This window comes from Escherichia sp. E14S1 (genome assembly GCF_004211995.1).
Taxonomy (GTDB): domain Bacteria; phylum Pseudomonadota; class Gammaproteobacteria; order Enterobacterales; family Enterobacteriaceae; genus Escherichia.
The window spans coordinates 271,191-290,233 of record NZ_RHJQ01000005.1; the positions used below are offsets into that span (position 1 = coordinate 271,191).

The 19,043-nt window shown below is 51.0% G+C and carries 19 protein-coding genes; 9 read left to right on the forward strand and 10 right to left on the reverse strand.

Translation table 11 applies throughout. From position 1 onward, the window contains the following. Positions 1 to 2: 2 nt before the first annotated feature. The 6 genes from entE (at position 3) to D9734_RS07290 (ending at position 6,242) form a co-directional block, all read left to right on the forward strand. Positions 3 to 1,613, forward strand: coding sequence for a (2,3-dihydroxybenzoyl)adenylate synthase EntE (gene entE, locus D9734_RS07265; protein WP_130206435.1), 1,611 nt, complete (start codon positions 3 to 5; stop codon positions 1,611 to 1,613). Positions 1,614 to 1,626: 13 nt separating this feature from the next. Continuing rightward, positions 1,627 to 2,484, forward strand: coding sequence for an enterobactin biosynthesis bifunctional isochorismatase/aryl carrier protein EntB (entB, locus tag D9734_RS07270; protein ID WP_130206437.1), 858 nt, complete (start codon positions 1,627 to 1,629; stop codon positions 2,482 to 2,484). Next, positions 2,484 to 3,230, forward strand: a complete 747-nt coding sequence (gene entA, locus D9734_RS07275) for a 2,3-dihydro-2,3-dihydroxybenzoate dehydrogenase EntA (RefSeq protein WP_000347633.1) — start codon at positions 2,484 to 2,486, stop codon at positions 3,228 to 3,230. The genes entB and entA overlap by 1 nt, the downstream gene beginning before the upstream one ends. A gap of 2 nt (positions 3,231 to 3,232) precedes the next feature. Then, positions 3,233 to 3,646: a proofreading thioesterase EntH gene (gene entH, locus D9734_RS07280; RefSeq protein ID WP_000637953.1), complete on the forward strand. Its 414-nt coding sequence runs from the start codon at positions 3,233 to 3,235 to the stop codon at positions 3,644 to 3,646. 180 nt (positions 3,647 to 3,826) lie between these two features. Then, positions 3,827 to 5,932 carry a pyruvate/proton symporter CstA gene (gene cstA / locus D9734_RS07285; RefSeq protein ID WP_001043161.1) on the forward strand — a complete coding sequence of 702 codons (2,106 nt, stop codon included), beginning with the start codon at positions 3,827 to 3,829 and terminating at the stop codon, positions 5,930 to 5,932. Between the two features lie 112 nt (positions 5,933 to 6,044). After that, positions 6,045 to 6,242, forward strand: a complete 198-nt coding sequence (locus tag D9734_RS07290; protein WP_000460431.1) for a YbdD/YjiX family protein — start codon at positions 6,045 to 6,047, stop codon at positions 6,240 to 6,242. Between the two features lie 9 nt (positions 6,243 to 6,251). Here the strand turns inward: D9734_RS07290 and hcxA are convergent, their stop codons facing one another. Continuing rightward, positions 6,252 to 7,340, reverse strand: coding sequence for a hydroxycarboxylate dehydrogenase HcxA (gene hcxA / locus D9734_RS07295; RefSeq protein WP_130206439.1), 1,089 nt, complete (start codon positions 7,338 to 7,340; stop codon positions 6,252 to 6,254). Between the two features lie 108 nt (positions 7,341 to 7,448). On the opposite strand from hcxA, the gene ybdL reads away from it, so the two are divergent. After that, the gene (gene ybdL / locus D9734_RS07300) at positions 7,449 to 8,609 is read left to right on the forward strand and encodes a methionine-oxo-acid transaminase (RefSeq protein ID WP_130206441.1); all 1,161 of its coding nucleotides are present in this window, start codon (positions 7,449 to 7,451) and stop codon (positions 8,607 to 8,609) included. Here the strand turns inward: ybdL and D9734_RS07305 are convergent, their stop codons facing one another. The 4 genes from D9734_RS07305 to dsbG form a co-directional block, all read right to left on the reverse strand. After that, complete coding sequence (locus tag D9734_RS07305) at positions 8,610 to 9,239, reverse strand: ParB/RepB/Spo0J family partition protein (RefSeq protein ID WP_130206443.1); 630 nt, start codon at positions 9,237 to 9,239, stop codon at positions 8,610 to 8,612. Then, positions 9,212 to 10,432: a phosphoadenosine phosphosulfate reductase gene (locus D9734_RS07310; RefSeq protein WP_130206445.1), complete on the reverse strand. Its 1,221-nt coding sequence runs from the start codon at positions 10,430 to 10,432 to the stop codon at positions 9,212 to 9,214. The genes D9734_RS07305 and D9734_RS07310 overlap by 28 nt, the downstream gene beginning before the upstream one ends. A gap of 141 nt (positions 10,433 to 10,573) precedes the next feature. Next, the gene (locus tag D9734_RS07315; RefSeq protein ID WP_130206447.1) at positions 10,574 to 11,479 is read right to left on the reverse strand and encodes a LysR family transcriptional regulator; all 906 of its coding nucleotides are present in this window, start codon (positions 11,477 to 11,479) and stop codon (positions 10,574 to 10,576) included. Between the two features lie 207 nt (positions 11,480 to 11,686). Further along, positions 11,687 to 12,433 (reverse strand): thiol:disulfide interchange protein DsbG, encoded by a 747-nt coding sequence (gene dsbG / locus D9734_RS07320; protein ID WP_130206449.1) that lies wholly within the window; start codon positions 12,431 to 12,433, stop codon positions 11,687 to 11,689. A gap of 372 nt (positions 12,434 to 12,805) precedes the next feature. Here dsbG and ahpC point away from each other — a divergent pair, with 372 nt between their 5' ends. Further along, positions 12,806 to 13,369, forward strand: a complete 564-nt coding sequence (gene ahpC, locus D9734_RS07325; RefSeq protein ID WP_000052796.1) for an alkyl hydroperoxide reductase subunit C — start codon at positions 12,806 to 12,808, stop codon at positions 13,367 to 13,369. On the opposite strand, the gene D9734_RS23230 is transcribed toward ahpC, so the two are convergent. Then, positions 13,366 to 13,542: a hypothetical protein gene (locus D9734_RS23230; RefSeq protein ID WP_165383272.1), complete on the reverse strand. Its 177-nt coding sequence runs from the start codon at positions 13,540 to 13,542 to the stop codon at positions 13,366 to 13,368. The genes ahpC and D9734_RS23230 overlap by 4 nt on opposite strands. Between D9734_RS23230 and ahpF the strand changes: the two genes are divergently transcribed. Next, positions 13,541 to 15,106: an alkyl hydroperoxide reductase subunit F gene (gene ahpF / locus D9734_RS07330; RefSeq protein WP_130206451.1), complete on the forward strand. Its 1,566-nt coding sequence runs from the start codon at positions 13,541 to 13,543 to the stop codon at positions 15,104 to 15,106. The two genes, D9734_RS23230 and ahpF, sit on opposite strands and share 2 nt — an antisense overlap. Before the next feature lie 118 nt (positions 15,107 to 15,224). Here ahpF and uspG read toward each other — a convergent pair whose 3' ends face one another. The 4 genes from uspG to citT all read right to left on the reverse strand — a co-directional run bounded on the left by uspG (position 15,225) and on the right by citT (position 19,041). Further along, complete coding sequence (uspG, locus tag D9734_RS07335) at positions 15,225 to 15,653, reverse strand: universal stress protein UspG (RefSeq protein WP_130206453.1); 429 nt, start codon at positions 15,651 to 15,653, stop codon at positions 15,225 to 15,227. Between the two features lie 354 nt (positions 15,654 to 16,007). After that, positions 16,008 to 16,418, reverse strand: coding sequence for a nucleoside diphosphate kinase regulator (gene rnk / locus D9734_RS07340; protein WP_130206455.1), 411 nt, complete (start codon positions 16,416 to 16,418; stop codon positions 16,008 to 16,010). A 239-nt stretch (positions 16,419 to 16,657) separates the two neighbouring features. Next, positions 16,658 to 17,464 (reverse strand): ribonuclease I, encoded by an 807-nt coding sequence (gene rna / locus D9734_RS07345; protein WP_130206457.1) that lies wholly within the window; start codon positions 17,462 to 17,464, stop codon positions 16,658 to 16,660. 113 nt (positions 17,465 to 17,577) lie between these two features. After that, positions 17,578 to 19,041 carry a citrate/succinate antiporter CitT gene (gene citT / locus D9734_RS07350; protein WP_130206459.1) on the reverse strand — a complete coding sequence of 488 codons (1,464 nt, stop codon included), beginning with the start codon at positions 19,039 to 19,041 and terminating at the stop codon, positions 17,578 to 17,580. Between the last annotated feature and the right edge of the window lie 2 nt (positions 19,042 to 19,043).

A 19,043-nucleotide genomic window follows, 5' to 3' on the forward strand; every position in this document is an offset into this window, starting at 1 on the left:
GGATGAGCATTCCATTCACCCGCTGGCCGGAAGAGTTTGCCCGTCGCTATCGGGAAAAAGGTTACTGGCAGGATTTGCCGCTGACCGACATTCTGACCCGCCACGCCGCGAGTGATAGCATCGCGGTTATCGACGGCGAGCGGCAGTTGAGTTACCGGGAGCTGAATCAGGCGGCGGATAACCTCGCCTGTAGTTTGCGCCGTCAGGGCATTAAACCTGGTGAAACCGCGCTGGTACAACTGGGTAACGTCGCTGAACTTTATATTACCTTTTTCGCGCTGCTGAAACTGGGCGTTGCGCCGGTGCTGGCGCTGTTCAGCCATCAGCGTAGTGAACTGAACGCCTATGCCAGCCAGATTGAACCCACATTGCTGATTGCCGATCGCCAACATGCGCTGTTTAGCGGGGATGATTTCCTCAACACATTTGTTACAGAGCATTCCTCCATTCGCGTGGTGCAACTGCACAACGATAGCGGCGAGCATAATTTGCAGGATGCGATTAACCATCCGGCAGAGGATTTTACTGCCACGCCATCACCTGCCGATGAAGTGGCCTATTTCCAGCTTTCCGGCGGCACCACCGGCACACCGAAACTGATCCCGCGCACTCATAACGACTACTACTACAGCGTGCGCCGTAGCGTCGAGATTTGTCAGTTCACACAACAGACGCGCTACCTGTGCGCGATCCCGGCGGCTCATAACTACGCCATGAGTTCGCCGGGATCGCTGGGGGTATTTCTTGCTGGCGGCACTGTCGTTCTGGCGGCCGATCCCAGCGCCACGCTTTGCTTCCCATTGATTGAAAAACATCAGGTTAACGTCACCGCGCTGGTGCCACCGGCAGTCAGCCTGTGGTTGCAGGCACTGGCTGAAGGCGAAAGCCGGGCGCAGCTTGCCTCGCTGAAACTGTTACAGGTTGGTGGCGCACGTCTTTCTGCCACGCTTGCGGCGCGTATTCCCGCAGAGATTGGCTGCCAGTTACAGCAGGTATTCGGCATGGCGGAAGGGCTGGTGAACTACACCCGACTTGATGATAGCGCGGAGAAAATTATCCATACCCAGGGCTACCCAATGTGCCCGGACGATGAAGTGTGGGTTGCCGATGCCGATGGAAATCCACTGCCGCAAGGGGAAGTTGGACGCCTGATGACGCGCGGGCCGTATACCTTCCGCGGTTATTACAAAAGTCCACAGCACAATGCCAGCGCCTTTGATGCCAACGGTTTTTACTGTTCCGGCGATCTGATCTCTATTGATCCAGAGGGCTACATCACCGTGCAGGGGCGCGAGAAAGATCAGATCAACCGTGGCGGCGAGAAGATCGCTGCCGAAGAGATCGAAAACCTGCTGCTGCGCCATCCGGCGGTGATCTACGCCGCACTGGTGAGTATGGAAGATGAGCTGATGGGCGAAAAAAGCTGTGCTTATCTGGTGGTAAAAGAGCCGCTGCGCGCGGTGCAGGTGCGTCGTTTTCTGCGCGAACAGGGTATTGCCGAATTTAAATTACCGGATCGCGTGGAGTGTGTGGATTCACTTCCGCTGACGGCGGTCGGGAAAGTCGATAAAAAACAATTACGTCAGTGGCTGGCGTCACGCGCTTCAGCCTGAAGGAGAGAACACGATGGCTATTCCAAAATTACAGGCTTACGCGCTGCCGGAGTCTCACGATATTCCGCAGAATAAAGTCGACTGGGCCTTTGAACCGCAACGTGCCGCGTTGTTAATCCATGATATGCAGGATTATTTTGTCAGCTTCTGGGGTGAGAACTGCCCGATGATGGAGCAGGTGATCGCCAATATTGCGGCGCTGCGCGACTACTGCAAACAGCACAATATTCCGGTTTATTACACTGCCCAGCCGAAAGATCAGAGCGATGAAGATCGGGCGCTGTTGAATGATATGTGGGGGCCGGGCCTGACCCGTTCGCCGGAACAGCAAAAGGTGGTGGAGCGCCTGACGCCAGATGCCGACGACACGGTGCTGGTGAAGTGGCGCTACAGCGCGTTTCATCGTTCTCCGCTGGAGCAAATGCTCAAAGAGAGTGGGCGTAACCAGCTGATTATTACCGGGGTATATGCCCACATTGGCTGTATGACCACCGCAACCGACGCATTTATGCGCGATATTAAACCGTTTATGGTGGCGGATGCGCTGGCCGATTTCAGCCGTGACGAGCATTTGATGTCGCTGAAATATGTGGCCGGACGTTCTGGCCGGGTGGTGATGACCGAAGAATTACTGCCAGCACCTATCCCCGCCAGCAAAGCGGCGCTGCGTGAGGTGATCCTGCCGTTGCTGGACGAGTCCGATGAACCGTTCGATGACGACAACCTGATCGACTACGGTCTGGATTCGGTGCGGATGATGGCGCTGGCGGCGCGCTGGCGCAAAGTGCATGGCGATATCGATTTTGTCATGCTGGCGAAAAACCCGACCATCGACGCCTGGTGGAAGCTACTCTCCCGCGAGGTGAAATAATGGATTTCAGCGGTAAAAATGTCTGGGTAACCGGCGCGGGGAAAGGTATCGGCTACGCCACGGCGCTGGCGTTTGTTGAAGCGGGAGCAAAAGTTACAGGTTTTGATCAAGCGTTCGCTCAGGAGCAATATCCCTTTGCGACCGAAGTAATGGATGTTGCCGATGCTGCGCAGGTGGCGCAGGTATGTCAGCGACTGTTAGCTGAAACGGAGCGACTGGACGTGCTGGTCAATGCGGCGGGAATTTTGCGCATGGGCGCGACCGATCAGCTCAGTAAGGAGGACTGGCAACAGACTTTTGCGGTCAATGTCGGCGGTGCGTTTAACCTGTTCCAGCAGACCATGAATCAGTTTCGTCGCCAACGGGGCGGGGCGATTGTCACTGTGGCGTCCGACGCTGCGCACACACCGCGTATTGGCATGAGTGCTTATGGCGCGTCGAAAGCGGCGCTGAAAAGCCTGGCGTTGAGCGTCGGACTGGAACTGGCGGGTAGCGGTGTGCGCTGTAATGTGGTTTCACCGGGTTCCACCGACACCGATATGCAACGCACGCTGTGGGTGAGCGATGACGCCGAAGAGCAGCGTATTCGCGGCTTTGGCGAGCAGTTTAAACTCGGCATTCCGCTGGGGAAAATCGCCCGTCCACAAGAGATCGCCAACACGATTTTGTTCCTCGCCTCTGACCTCGCCAGCCATATCACCCTACAGGATATCGTGGTAGATGGCGGCTCAACGCTGGGGGCATAAGCATGATCTGGAAACGCCATTTAACGCTCGACGAACTGAACGCCACCAGCGATAACACAATGGTGGCGCATCTGGGAATTGTGTATACCCGTCTGGGCGATGATGTGCTGGAAGCCGAAATGCCGGTTGATACCCGTACTCATCAGCCGTTTGGCCTGCTGCATGGCGGCGCGTCGGCAGCGCTGGCGGAAACGCTGGGATCGATGGCCGGATTTATGATGACCCGCGACGGACAGTGTGTGGTGGGCACGGAACTTAACGCCACCCATCATCGCCCGGTGTCTGAAGGCAAGGTACGCGGCGTCTGCCAGCCGTTGCATCTTGGGCGGCAAAATCAGAGTTGGGAAATCGTCGTTTTCGATGAACAGGGGCGGCGTTGCTGCACTTGTCGGCTGGGTACGGCAGTTTTGGGATGAGCCCGACAGAATTAAATGAGATTGTTGGAAAACTCGGTTAACGGAGTGATCGAGTTAACATTGTGAAGTTAAATATTGGTTTCAACTCCGATTTACATGGTTGCTGTGTTGTTAAATCGTACAAAGATGTTATAGAAACAAAATGTAACATCTCTATGGACACGCACACGGATAACAACTATGAACAAATCAGGGAAATACCTCGTCTGGACAGTGCTCTCTGTAATGGGAGCATTTGCTCTGGGATACATTGCTTTAAATCGTGGGGAACAGATCAACGCACTGTGGATTGTGGTGGCGTCGGTCTGTATCTATCTGATCGCTTACCGTTTTTATGGCCTGTATATCGCCAAAAATGTGCTGGCGGTTGACCCGACGCGTATGACGCCAGCGGTGCGCCATAACGACGGGCTGGACTATGTACCGACAGATAAAAAAGTGCTGTTCGGTCACCATTTTGCGGCCATTGCCGGAGCTGGCCCGCTGGTGGGGCCGGTACTGGCGGCGCAAATGGGTTACCTGCCAGGGATGATCTGGCTGCTAGCCGGGGTGGTTCTCGCTGGTGCAGTGCAGGACTTTATGGTGCTGTTTGTTTCCACGCGCCGCGACGGTCGCTCGCTGGGTGAACTGGTCAAAGAAGAGATGGGACCAACTGCTGGGGTGATTGCGCTGGTAGCCTGCTTTATGATCATGGTGATTATCCTGGCGGTGCTGGCGATGATCGTGGTGAAAGCCCTGACTCATAGCCCGTGGGGAACGTATACCGTTGCGTTTACCATTCCGCTGGCGCTGTTTATGGGGATCTACCTGCGCTATCTGCGTCCGGGGCGTATTGGCGAAGTGTCGGTCATCGGTTTGGTGTTCCTGATTTTCGCCATTATCTCTGGCGGCTGGGTGGCAGAAAGCCCGACCTGGGCGCCGTACTTTGACTTTACCGGCGTGCAGTTGACCTGGATGCTGGTGGGTTACGGTTTTGTGGCGGCGGTGCTGCCGGTGTGGTTGCTGCTGGCTCCGCGTGACTACCTCTCTACCTTCCTGAAAATCGGGACTATCGTCGGTCTGGCGGTAGGCATTTTGATTATGCGCCCGACGCTGACCATGCCTGCGTTGACTAAATTTGTTGATGGTACTGGCCCGGTATGGACTGGTAACCTGTTCCCGTTCCTGTTTATCACCATCGCCTGTGGCGCGGTGTCTGGCTTCCATGCGCTGATCTCTTCCGGTACCACGCCGAAGATGCTGGCGAACGAAGGGCAGGCGTGTTTTATCGGCTACGGCGGAATGTTAATGGAATCCTTCGTGGCGATTATGGCGCTGGTTTCTGCCTGTATCATCGATCCGGGTGTGTACTTCGCCATGAACAGCCCGATGGCGGTGCTGGCTCCGGCAGGAACGACGGATGTGGTCGCTTCTGCGGCGCAGGTGGTGAGTAGCTGGGGCTTTGCGATTACCCCGGATACGCTAAACCAGATTGCCAGCGAAGTGGGTGAACAGTCGATCATTTCCCGTGCGGGCGGTGCGCCGACGTTGGCGGTGGGGATGGCCTACATTCTGCACGGCGCGCTGGGCGGCATGATGGATGTGGCGTTCTGGTATCACTTCGCCATTCTGTTTGAAGCACTGTTTATTCTGACGGCGGTGGATGCAGGTACGCGTGCTGCGCGCTTTATGTTGCAGGATCTGCTGGGCGTGGTTTCTCCGGGCCTGAAACGGACCGATTCACTGCCTGCTAACCTGCTGGCAACGGCGCTGTGCGTGCTGGCGTGGGGCTACTTCCTGCATCAGGGGGTGGTCGATCCGCTGGGCGGTATTAACACTCTGTGGCCGCTGTTTGGTATAGCCAACCAGATGCTGGCAGGGATGGCGCTGATGCTCTGTGCCGTAGTGCTGTTCAAAATGAAACGTCAACGTTACGCCTGGGTGGCGCTGGTACCAACGGCCTGGTTGCTGATTTGTACCCTGACCGCAGGCTGGCAGAAAGCGTTTAGCCCGGATGCGAAAGTCGGCTTCCTGGCGATTGCTAACAAGTTCCAGGCAATGATCGACAGCGGCAATATTCCGTCGCAGTATACTGAGTCACAACTGGCGCAACTGGTGTTCAACAACCGTCTGGATGCTGGGTTAACCATCTTCTTTATGGTGGTCGTGGTGGTTCTGGCACTGTTCTCGATTAAGACGGCACTGGCGGCATTGAAAGAGCCGAAGCCAACGGCGAAAGAAACGCCGTATGAGCCAATGCCGGAAAATGTCGAGGAGATCGTGGCGCAGGCGAAAGGCGCGCACTAAAGTCAGAGTGTGGGGGAATATGCCGAGCGTTCCCCTTACTCTCAGCCCGAGCGTGTTGATAGCAATTAAGCCCTCATAATTCAGGAGGGCATTTGTATTACCGGAGGTTTAGATGTTTGATTCACTGGCAAAAGCCGGAAAATATTTAGGTCAGGCGGCGAAGCTGATGATCGGTATGCCTGATTACGACAACTATGTCGAACATATGCGGGTTAACCATCCTGATCAAACGCCGATGACCTACGAGGAGTTTTTCCGTGAGCGGCAGGACGCGCGCTACGGTGGAAAAGGCGGCGCGCGCTGCTGCTAAATTTGTATGTCAGGCTTTAAACGATTCCACTTTTTCGAACGCTGCACGCAAGGTATCAGGTGTCAGCGTGACTGGCAGGTAATGAATGGATTCTACCGGACGTAAGGTGTGGGTAATCACTTTGTCGATCTCCGCCTGATTATTGATATCCACTTCCAGCTCCGCCAGCGTAGTCGGCAGATGAAAACGCTGATACGCTCCAGTTAATTGCGCGAGCACATCATCCTGACCCAGCAAGGCGCTTTGCACCAGAATACCGTAGGCAACTTTGGTGCCGTGGAGAAACTTCTCGGTTTGCGGCAGCACGGTCAGACCGTTATGCACGGCATGGGCCGCTGCAACGCGAGTAAAACGATCGCCCAGACCACCGACCATTCCGCCTCCGGCGATAATGGCATCCACCACATCGCAAAATGATTGCGTTAACTGCTGATTTTGCTGATCGGCAAGCGCCTGTTCGCTCCTGTTTAACAAGACGTCGCGAATGGCCTGCGCGTTATTAATCCCCAGACGCACGGTTAGCGGCAACGTTTCTGGTTGCGGAGCCAGCACCACCGCTTCATACCATTTCGCCAGCGTGTCACCGATCCCCGCCAGCAGATATTGTTGCGGCGCATTGAGGATAATCTCCGGTTCCACCAGCACCATAAAATTGGCGTCGTCGAAAATCTCATAATGCAGCGCCTGTCCGGCATCGTTATACCAGACGGAGAGCGGTGTCCAGGCTGCGCAGGTAGTGGCGATCGTCGGAACGGCAACAAACGGCAGACCGAGACGGCGGGCGAGGGCTTTCGCGGTGTCGAGCAGTGCGCCGCCGCCGACGCCAATCACCACGCTGCGATCGTCACCGGACTCAGCCGCCAGTTGTTGTACATCGCTTTCGCTGCAATGACCGCGAAACAAAATATGCTTTGCCCCTGGCAGCCCAAACGCTGGCGGAAGTTTGGTTTGCGCCGCAGCAATGGCGCGTTCGCCGTAGATCCACACCGCGCGAGAAAGCTGTTCATCAGTGAAAAAATCGAGCAGGTGATTAAGACTTCCTGGATGTGAAAAGTAGTTAGCCGGGCCGACGACGACGCGGATGGGATTGTGAGGCATGTTGTGTTGTCCTTATTGTTTTATTTAGACATCTAAACGTCTTGATTGCCAAATACTAGCATCGTGTTATAGTGCCTTCAACACGCAACTTCGTCAGGTACAATAAAAATGACAAATAACCCTCTGATTCCACAAAGCAAACTTCCACAACTTGGCACCACTATTTTCACCCAGATGAGCGCACTGGCGCAGCAACACCAGGCGATTAACCTGTCGCAAGGCTTTCCTGATTTTGATGGTCCGCGCTATTTACAGGAGCGGCTGGCGTACCACGTTGCCCAGGGGGCAAATCAATACGCGCCCATGGCCGGCGTGCAGGCATTGCGCGAGGCGATTGCTGAGAAAACCGCGCGGCTGTATGGCTATCAACCAGATGCCGATAGCGATATCACCGTAACGGCAGGGGCGACGGAAGCGTTATATGCAGCGATTACCGCATTGGTGCGCAATGGTGATGAAGTGATTTGCTTTGATCCCAGCTATGACAGTTACGCCCCCGCCATCGCGCTTTCTGGGGGAATAGTGAAACGTATTGCACTGCAACCTCCGCATTTTCGCGTTGACTGGCAGGAATTTGCCGCATTGTTAAGCGAGCGCACCCGACTGGTGATCCTCAACACCCCGCATAACCCCAGCGCCACCGTCTGGCAACAGGCTGATTTCACTGCTTTGTGGCAGGCGATTGCCGGGCGCGAGATTTTTGTTATTAGTGATGAAGTGTACGAGCACATCAACTTTTCACAGCAGGGCCATGCCAGCGTGCTGGCGCATCCGCAGTTGCGTGAGCGGGCGGTGGCAGTTTCTTCATTTGGCAAGACCTATCATATGACCGGCTGGAAAGTGGGCTATTGCGTTGCGCCTGCGCCCATCAGTGCCGAGATCCGCAAAGTGCATCAGTATCTGACCTTTTCGGTGAATACCCCGGCACAGCTGGCGCTTGCGGATATGCTACGTGCAGAACCTGAGCATTATCTTGCGTTACCGGACTTTTATAGGCAGAAACGCGATATTCTGGTGAACGCCTTAAGTGAAAGTCGGCTGGAGATACTACCCTGCGAAGGTACTTACTTTTTGCTGGTGGAATACAGCGCCGTGTCTACGCTGGATGATGTTGAGTTTTGCCAGTGGCTGACGCGGGAGCATGGCGTGGCGGCGATCCCGCTGTCGGTATTTTGCGCCGATCCCTTCCCCCATAAACTGATTCGTCTCTGTTTTGCCAAGAAGGAATCGACGTTGCTGGCAGCAGCTGAACGCCTGCGCCAGCTTTAGTTATTTGACAGTCCAGGCGCGGGAATATTGACGGTCGGCAAACAGTTCTTGCAGGCCGTTAATTTGCTTCAGGCGCAGCACTTCGTCGCTGTCCATTCCCAGTTCTTTGCCAATTTTATTATCGTCCCATCCCAACTGGCTGAGTTCACGGACGATTTCCGACATTGCAGTGATTTGATGGCGTCCACGAGCGCGGTTGTGGCGAATTGTTGCTGCGATGCGCTCGTTACGATCCCCTCCCAGACAGGTAATCGGTAAATACCCTTTTAAGCGCGTTTTTAACGTGTTAGATCCTTTACCAATTTCATGACGGTGAAAGCCATCAACAATCTCCATTGTGTCAGATTGAGTGTTAGTCACCACGATAGGTTGGGTAAAACCATCAATTTCAATGGATTTTTTTAGCAGCTTCTTCTCTGGCGGTGCCACATTATTGGGGTTGTAATCATTCGGCACGAGTTGGCTATTTTTAACCCACAGAACGCAATCCACGGGCTCTTCACGAAAGGGGCTAACCTGATGGATCGCCATGCGGATTTCATTAATCGCTTTGATGCGATCGTCTTCCGGCAAGCTGGCGAGAAATTGGGTTAAATCCTGCGTTAATCGTTGTTGCATAGTATCCCCCATTCCTGACGTTTTCCTTTTATCCGTTCGTTATAACGCTGATAGTTCTTCGCTTTCGTAGGACTAAATGATAATGCCCGGCACCAGTAATCGTTATTGAGTAAAACTTTGCATATTCGCCGCCAGGAGGGGATATCTTTCGTGCCAATGTCCCCTTGCTGGGTTTGTGGAACCTCGATGCCTTTTTTCTGATACCAGTGCAAATAAATGGCGATTTTATTGCGGTAATGCTCAGCTGTTTTCTCCGGCATGCTATCGAGCAGCAATAATGCATACTCTTGCCAGTCTAAATGCTCTGGCTTGAGGATTTTCCGATGCCCATAGAAATGATTGTCATGTCCGGCGTAAATTCCGCCGCTTTTTACACCGCTGACTCGTGCGCACATAGCAGCCCAGCGATCCGGTTCGATAACGTGATAGAGCCATAATCCCTGCCGTTGCTCCGGGCCAAAAGGTTCGCAAATTCGCATCTGACGCAGAGGGACGCCTGCCTGATACATTAGGTTATACAGTGGGTTGCAGAGACTTTGATGATTTGCATACCAGGTCCAGATATCAGCCACTTTCCAGTCGTAGATGGGGTAAATGTACCAGCTATGACCGCCTGGTGCGGCCGTAGTCCAGGGTTTATCGTCGGCAAAACGCTGTTTATTCGAACTGGCGATAGCAACGAAACGGTTATAGGACTCGTCAGCCCGGATGCCGATCATCATGGCCGCCGGACGTTTTTGCGAAAACCATTCGGCAAATTCACGCACGAAATGTTCAAACGTCATACCCGGTTGATAAAACGAGAAAAATGTCGGATCGGTTATCGCATATTCCGGGGGCTGGCGTACCCATTCAACATCAGGTTCCCAGCATTGCCATTCGGGTTGATACTGAGAAAGAGAGTTTTGCGTCGTAAGAGGCAGCGCTACCCAATAAAATTCTTCAATGACATCTGCATACTGCTCTCGTAGGGACTGAATATAGTGAATAGTTAAAGAAAACTGTGCTTCCCAGTCGATAAACAGAACGTATATTTTTTTTCCCATTTTTCTGGCCAGATTCGCGGTTAGATGAAGCATTAAGCCTGAATCTTTACCGCCAGAAAATGAGACACAAACGCGGGGTAGGGTGTTGAGTGTCCAGGTAATACGCTCTTGTGCAGCTTCCAGAATATTGAGCGGAAGCGGAATTTTATAAATGGACATCTGAAAACGCTCTCTTAACGTGATCTGGAGAATAGTGCGATAGTTTTCTGATTATAGTAGTAACAAATTAAAATAAGATATCTCATTTTATATTCATCGGCTGAATTTTTTATGAGGAGCATTGTCCTTATTGAACGGTGTTCAGGATAAATTATCATTTAAGCGATCAATAAATCGGGAGAATCCCAGATTGTTTAATGATGATTTGTTATAGGAGATATAAAGCGTATTAGAGGGTAGGTTTTGCTCTAGCTTTATTTGTTTTAATTGTAGGTTCTTTTGATTGCTGCGATATAACTCAACGGGAACAATGCCCAATAAATCGGTTACCGCAATAGTATTGATGATAGTAAACAGTGAAGAACTACGGAATGCTATTTTTCGGTTTGTCAGAAGCGCTTCTATTTCCATCTGAAAATCTTCAAGTCCAGATGCTTTTGATATCAGAAAAGTAAACTCTTCATCAAGAATTTCTTCGCGGCTGCTGTATTCCGTTATTCTCGGATGGGATGAACTACAGATAAGTGTATTGCGTATCGATTGAAAAGGTACACAGCTCACCGAGCGACTGATAACTGGCGTTAATGTGATGACCAGATCTGCTTTGCGATAAGCTAATAAATCTTCGGCACTTTCTGCTGACATCATAATGTCATGATGTTCAATTTCTACGGACGAATCTTGTCGGAGACATCCGATCAAAAGGCTACTGTTCGTTGAGGAAATAAGTTGCGGGCCGTAAATAATAAATTTTTTCTTTAGCTCAGATTTATTGACAATGTTGATGGTTTGTTCAAGATTTTTAAGGTTTTTCTCAAGATGATGATGCAAATTTAAACCCGTTGTTGTTGGTGCAATCCCTTTACCGGATCGAGTAAACAAGGGATCATTAAATTGCGCTCGTAGACGTTGTAAAGACTGGCTTACTGCAGAAGGTGTTATGTATAACGATTCAGCTGCCTTGCTAATACTGAGATGTTGATAGATGCACTCAAAAATGACAAGTAAGTTTAAATCAAATTTTTTTAGGTCGTAAAGATTAGCCATGATGTACTCCATTCATATACTTGTTTTCATGATATTCATCAAGTCAATGATATGGCTTTATGTATTTCAATATATTATGTTGTTTTGCTTAATCTATGATTAAGTTTTTCTAAACTAGCATAGTTGATATGCGTGAGGTGAGCAATACTTGCTATTATTTGGATAACTGAAAAGTGATATGTATTTCAGTTATCCATGAATTGAATGTTAATTATTCCCCATAATAATGTTTAAGGTCTTTTTATCTGGTAATCCAACAGCCTGCTGTAATGTTTTTTCTGGGCTCATGTAATAAATCGCAGGGGTGACATTTGCACCCAGTTCGTCCATCAACGCCTCGTTGGCACTGAGAATCTTCATCTGTTCAGGTGTAATGTTCCCGGAGAGGTTCAGCTTTAATTTGCCGCCAGATGCTTCATATTCTTGCCACGTTTTTGCCGGATCTTTAGACGCGAGGATTGCCGCTGCGGTGGCGGGGCTTTCTGGTTTTATCACGCCAACCAACAAAGTACGAATCTGTACTTTACCGGCCTCAACCCACGGGCGTGCTTGTTGCCAGAATTGTTTGCAATATGGGCAGAAAGGATCGGCAAAAACATAAACCACGATCGGCGCGTCTTTTTTACCGTCAAGTAGCCAGTTTGATTGTTCCATACGCTGCCACATTTCGCGTCCGGCAGGCGCGTAAATCTCTTTTTCAATAAGAGCGTTACTGAGGTTATCTCCCTTTTCGTTGTACATATAGCCAGAGATGGCATGTTTACCGTCTGGCGTAAGGTAGATAGTGACCCCCATGTCCTGATATTTCCCCAGATAACCTTTCAGACCGCCTGGCGCATCGAACGATTTAATAATCGTAATCCCCTGTTTTTCAATCGCTTTTACGGGGGCGGGAAGCTCTTCGGCGTAAACGATTCCCGGTAGCAGGGTAAAAAAAATTATCTTTTTTAACATTAATTTGTCCTTTTCAGTCAGTGCAAAATTTGAGTAAAAGGCATAACCTATCACTGTCATAGGTAAGAGCTTAGAACAGGTGATTGCCCTTTGTTTATGAGGGTGTTGTAATCCCTCTCGGCATTGCGGTCGTCATCGCAACACCGCAGCCTGCTGAACAGGCGCTGAAGATACCAAAGGGTAGTTCAGGTTACGCGGCCACCTGGAAAGGAGGCCCATTTTACTTTTATCGCCGCTGGCGGTGCAAAGTTCACAAAGTTGTCTTACGAAGGTTGTAAGGTAAAACTTATCGATTTGATAATGGAAACGCATTAGCCGAATCGGCAAAAATTGGTTACCTTACATCTCATCGAAAACACGGAGGAAGTATAGATGTCCTTGATTAACACCAAAATTAAACCTTTTAAAAACCAGGCATTCAAAAACGGCGAATTCATCGAAATCACCGAGAAAGATACCGAAGGCCGCTGGAGCGTCTTCTTCTTCTACCCGGCTGACTTTACTTTCGTATGCCCGACCGAACTGGGCGACGTTGCAGACCATTACGAAGAACTGCAGAAACTGGGCGTAGACGTATACGCAGTATCTACCGATACTCACTTCACCCACAAAGCATGGCACAGCAGCTCTGAAACTATCGCAAAAATCAAATATGCGATGATCGGCGACCCGACTGGCGCCCTGACCCGTAACTTCGACAACATGCGTGAAGATGAAGGTCTGGCTGACCGTGCGACCTTCGTTGTTGACCCGCAGGGTATCATCCAGGCAATCGAAGTTACCGCTGAAGGCATTGGCCGTGACGCGTCTGACCTGCTGCGTAAAATCAAAGCTGCTCAGTATGTAGCTTCTCACCCAGGTGAAGTTTGCCCGGCTAAATGGAAAGAAGGTGAAGCAACTCTGGCTCCGTCTCTGGACCTGGTTGGTAAAATCTAAATTTCCTTCGTCTTTCGCGCTACCAACTCCGGCGCGAAATACTTCGGAAATTCACCTAATTCTTCGGGTGCTGCGGCACCCGATTTTCTTCCCCGCATCATGATGCAAGCTGCATCCAGGTAGCCGATGAAGGCCGCTTGCATGATGATGTTTAAAGCCCAGGAGATAAACATGCTCGACACAAATATGAAAACTCAACTCAAGGCTTACCTTGAGAAATTGACCAAGCCTGTTGAGTTAATTGCCACGCTGGATGACAGCGCTAAATCGGCAGAAATCAAGGAACTGTTGGCTGAAATCGCAGAACTGTCAGACAAAGTCACCTTTAAAGAAGATAACAGCTTGCCGGTGCGTAAGCCGTCTTTCCTGATCACCAACCCAGGTTCCAACCAGGGGCCGCGTTTTGCAGGCTCCCCGCTGGGTCATGAGTTCACCTCGCTGGTACTGGCGCTGCTGTGGACCGGTGGTCATCCGTCGAAAGAAGCGCAGTCTCTGCTGGAGCAGATCCGCAACATTGACGGTGATTTTGAATTCGAAACTTATTATTCGCTCTCTTGCCACAACTGCCCGGACGTGGTGCAGGCGCTGAACCTGATGAGCGTACTGAACCCGCGCATCAAGCACACTGCAATTGACGGCGGCACCTTCCAGAACGAAATCACCGATCGCAACGTGATGGGCGTTCCGGCAGTGTTCGTAAACGGGAAAGAGTTTGGTCAAGGTCGCATGACTATTTCCGAAATCGTCGCCAAAATCGATACTGGCGCTGAAAAACGTGCAGCAGAAGAGCTGAACAAGCGTGACGCTTACGATGTGCTGATTGTCGGTTCTGGCCCGGCAGGGGCTGCGGCAGCAATTTACTCCGCACGTAAAGGCATCCGTACTGGTCTGATGGGAGAACGTTTCGGCGGTCAGATCCTCGATACTGTTGATATCGAAAACTACATCTCTGTGCCGAAAACCGAAGGCCAAAAACTGGCAGGCGCGCTGAAGGTTCACGTTGATGAATACGATGTTGATGTGATTGATAGCCAGAGCGCGAGCAAACTGATCCCGGCAGCGGTTGAAGGCGGCTTGCATCAGATTGAAACGGCTTCCGGCGCGGTACTGAAAGCTCGCAGCATTATCGTGGCGACCGGTGCAAAATGGCGCAACATGAACGTTCCGGGCGAAGATCAGTATCGCACCAAAGGCGTGACCTACTGCCCGCACTGCGACGGCCCACTGTTTAAAGGCAAACGCGTAGCGGTTATCGGCGGCGGTAACTCCGGTGTGGAAGCGGCAATCGACCTGGCAGGGATTGTTGAACACGTAACGCTGCTGGAATTTGCCCCAGAAATGAAAGCCGACCAGGTTCTGCAGGACAAACTGCGCAGCCTGAAAAACGTCGACATCATTCTGAATGCGCAAACCACGGAAGTGAAAGGCGACGGTAGCAAAGTCGTAGGTCTGGAATATCGTGATCGTGTCAGTGGCGATATTCACAACATCGAACTGGCTGGTATTTTCGTCCAGATTGGTCTGCTGCCGAACACCAACTGGCTGGAAGGCGCAGTAGAACGTAATCGTATGGGTGAGATAATCATTGATGCGAAATGCGAAACCAACGTCAAAGGCGTGTTCGCTGCCGGTGACTGTACGACGGTTCCGTACAAGCAGATCATCATCGCTACTGGCGAAGGTGCTAAAGCCTCTCTGAGCGCTTTTGACTACCTGATTCGCACCAAAACTGCATAAGAAGAAGTAAGATTCACCTGCAATTGCTTAGCCGCCGGGGTCAAACCTGGCGGCTTTTTTTATAAAAAACGCCCTGCCGGGATTGCTCAGGGCAGGGCGTCATAAATGCGTTAATTTGTTAACGAACGACTAATACCGGCAGATTGGCGTGGCGGATCACGTTGGAAGCGTTGGAACCTAACAGATGGGTTGAAATCGATGGATTTCGCGAACCGATAACCACAACATCCGCATCCAGTTCTTTAGCTAACTCGTTCACTTCATCTCGCACGTTACCAAAACGGACATGTGGTTTGATACGGGATGGATCAATATTGAAATGGCCGACCATTGTCTGTAAGCGTTCTTCGGCTTCATGTTGCAAATGTTCTTCGAAACGACGCACATCAGCAGCAAAACGGTGCAGACTAAGGCTTGCGGCGCCCGGTAATACATGGAGTAAATGAATTACGCCATCATCCTGGGCGAGAAATTCAGCGTGACGAACGGCTTTGTCGCTCAATTCCATTTCAAATACGTCTACTGGCATAATGATTGTTTTGTACATAAGCATTCCCTCCTTGCTATTGCATGAACATATAACAGCATATTATTGATTATGATTCTATGATTTGCGAAGTTGATTTGATCTGGGATAGCAATTGATCTGGAAAATGGATTAAGTCAGCTACTACCAGCGTTGCTCAAGATATAGCACTGCCACAACAAGAATTGCTGCAATGAATATATAAAACGCAGTAATACCGAGAGCTTCGCTCATAGGGGGATCCGCTGGTGGATAACTTGTTCAGATTAGAACGCAGCGGTGAAGAGCAAAATGATAAGTCTGGTTGATATTTGAGCGGAAAGAGGATGCAGAAGCATCCTCCGGGCAAAGCGAATAACGCTTGTGCAGATGGGATTAAAGCAGGTAGTCGCCAGCGGCTTCAGGCTGGTATTCGAGTTCCAGCACTTCAAGGTGGGTAGCAACGCCGCCCGGAAGTTCCCAGTGGATGGTATCGCCAACGCGCAACCCCAGCAGTGCGGCACCAACCGGAGCCATAACGGAAAGTTGAGTATTACTGTCGGTCATTTTTGCCGGATACACCAGTGTACGCACACGGACTTCGCCATCGCTAAGATTGCGGAATTTAACCCGACTGTTCATCGTCACCACATCGTGCGGCATCTCTTCTGGCGAACACATTTGGGCGCGATCCAACTCTGCGTTTAACGCGTCGGCGATTGGCAAACCGGCATAGGCAGGTTGCTCCAGCAGAATATCGATGCGTTCGGCATCCAGGTCGTTAATGATGATTGTTGGTCTGGACATTTTTACTCCATGTCGTCGGTACTGCGATTGTCGCAGATAAACATACCCAAAAGAAAACCCTCACCGTCAGGCGGCGAGGGTTTAGCTCATATGATGATACTGACTGTTGCTCACTCTTTGAAGTGATTTACATCACATTCAGGTAATTCCTTAATGCTGAGCGATTTGTATAAATCTTAATCGAAAAACAGCGTAAGGGATAAATTTTCGTGATGGATCAACGTCCGCTGCGCTGGATCTCAATAACCTGCTTTATCAATCACAAAGGCTTTGCCACAGTTGCCAGGGTGAGGTTGTGGCAAGAATGAGCTTGCCGAGAGCGGCGCATTGATGGCATCAGCTTTGATTGAAATCTGGATTTCAGTCAAATACGCCGGATTACCCTGGCACGTTAACTTGACCGCTTTGACGTTCTCTTTCCCCCAGTTTTTGGCAAAGGCGTCGTCAAAGTCACTGCGGCTCACGGTTTTACCGTAGTTATCAGCGAGGAATTTTCCGGCTGCGCTCTCTTTGATCTCTTGATTCAGACGTACCATCGTCCCGAAGTAAGCGTCCGGATCAAAACCAAAGCAGGCGCCGTGTTTCGCGTATTCATAACGTTCCAGACAGGAACGACCACCTGCGCCCGGCATAACTTCACTCAATTTAGCTGCTGTTTCCAGCGATAACCCTGTTTCCGGTGAAGAACACATCCGGCTGGCGCGAGCTTCCGGCAGGTTTGGGACTGGGCGAGTGGCGCAGCCGAAGCGCATCCAGCGGCGTTCATCAACGCCACGCGCAGCAACCGATTTAGGTAATCCTGGCCACAGACCATGTACGGTCAGAAAATCGGCCTTGTTGCTCGTTTCGGTTTGCAGTCGACACTCATCGCGTTCGTTACGATTTCGGTCGTGCTGACTCTGGCAAAACCCGGTTTGCCAGGAAAGAGCTAAAACGTAACGATCAAAATCGCCATACTGTTTTGCCTGTAATGCAGCGGCGTTGACAGAAGATAAGGGGAGCAGAGAAGCCGCCAGTAAAGCGGCGTTACGCCAGAATATTTTCATAGTGGGTGTGGAACTCATACATGCACTGAATACTATCTATTAAATCATAAAAAAGCCCGCCAGGTTGGCTAACCTGGCGGGCGCGGTGATTTATTCAGCGTTTGGCGAACGTATTAGTTCCACATGGCGAGAATCGGCCAGCCTACCAGAAGCAGCATGGCAATATAAATCACCCCGAAGATAGCCCCAAGACGCCAGTAATCTTTTGATTTCACATAGCCGCAGCCGTAAATAATCACACCTGGGCCAGTAGCATATGGGGTCAGACAGCCCATGATACCGATAGACAGCACCAGCAGAATACACAGTTGTTCCATCGGTACGCCCGGAATACCTTTACCGACCGCCAGAATGACCGGCAGCATGGTTGCGGTGTGCGCTGACAGGCTGGCAAACAGGTAATGAGCAAAATAGAACACCAGCACGAGGACGATAACCGTCGCATTTGGCGAAAAACCTTCCAGATGCGTACTCATGGTGCTGGCGAACCAGTCGATAAATCCGGAACGAGTCAGGCCATTAGCCATGACGACCAGCGTTGCCAGGTTGACCAGCGTGTTCCATGCGCTGTTATAACGGGTAATGTCTTTCCACGGCACAACGTGCAGCGCCAGCATCAGCGAAACAGCCAGCAGGCCAACCGCAGTGGCATTAATCACTTCGCTGCCAAATACCCATAAACCTAAGCTGAGCAACACAAGGCCAATCAGCGTCCATTCTCTACGTGTCAACGCCCCCATGGTTTTTAGTTCATCACCCGCCCAGGTTGCCACTTCTTCACTGTGTGTGATTTCCGGTTTGTACAGCACGTAGGAAAGCCACGGCGCAATGATAAGCAAGATAACCCCAACCGGCAGGAAGCAGAGGAACCACTGTAACCAGCTAATCTGGATACCGGCAATTTTGCTGACGAACTCCAGACCCAGCACGTTTGGTGCTGCACCAGTGACAAACATAGAGGAGCTAAGACTGGTACTAATGACCATCATCCACATCAAATAGCCGCCAATACGACGCGCGGACGGATCGTTCGGGAATGATTTAAATAGCGGCGGCAGGTTTTTAATGACCGGGAAAACCGTACCCCCGGTACGCGCGGTGTTGGACGGTGTAAACGGTGCCAGCAGAATGTCGATAATGACAATCGCATAACCTAACGTCAGCGTGCGTTTCCCCATGAATTTCACCAGGAAAAGGGCAATACGACGGCCTAATCCAGAAACTTCATATCCTAATGCAAAGATAAATGCGCCAAATACCAGCCAGACTGTGGTACTGGAAAAACCAGCCAGCCCCCATTTCAGCGCCTGTTTTTGCGCATTAAACGCTGGGTCAGCTAATTCTTTGGCGTCAAAGAGCAGGTAATTACTGCCAATCACGCAAATAGTAACCGCAATAAAACTGATCGCTGTTGCCGGGATTGGCTCGAGGATCATTCCGACAATCATTGCCACAAACACAGCGAAGTAATGCCATGCCTGCGGCGGCATACCGTCGGGGACAGGGATAAGAAACATGACACCCATCACCACCAGTGGGGCCAATAGTTTCCATATATTATCTTTTGCTAAAGACATAC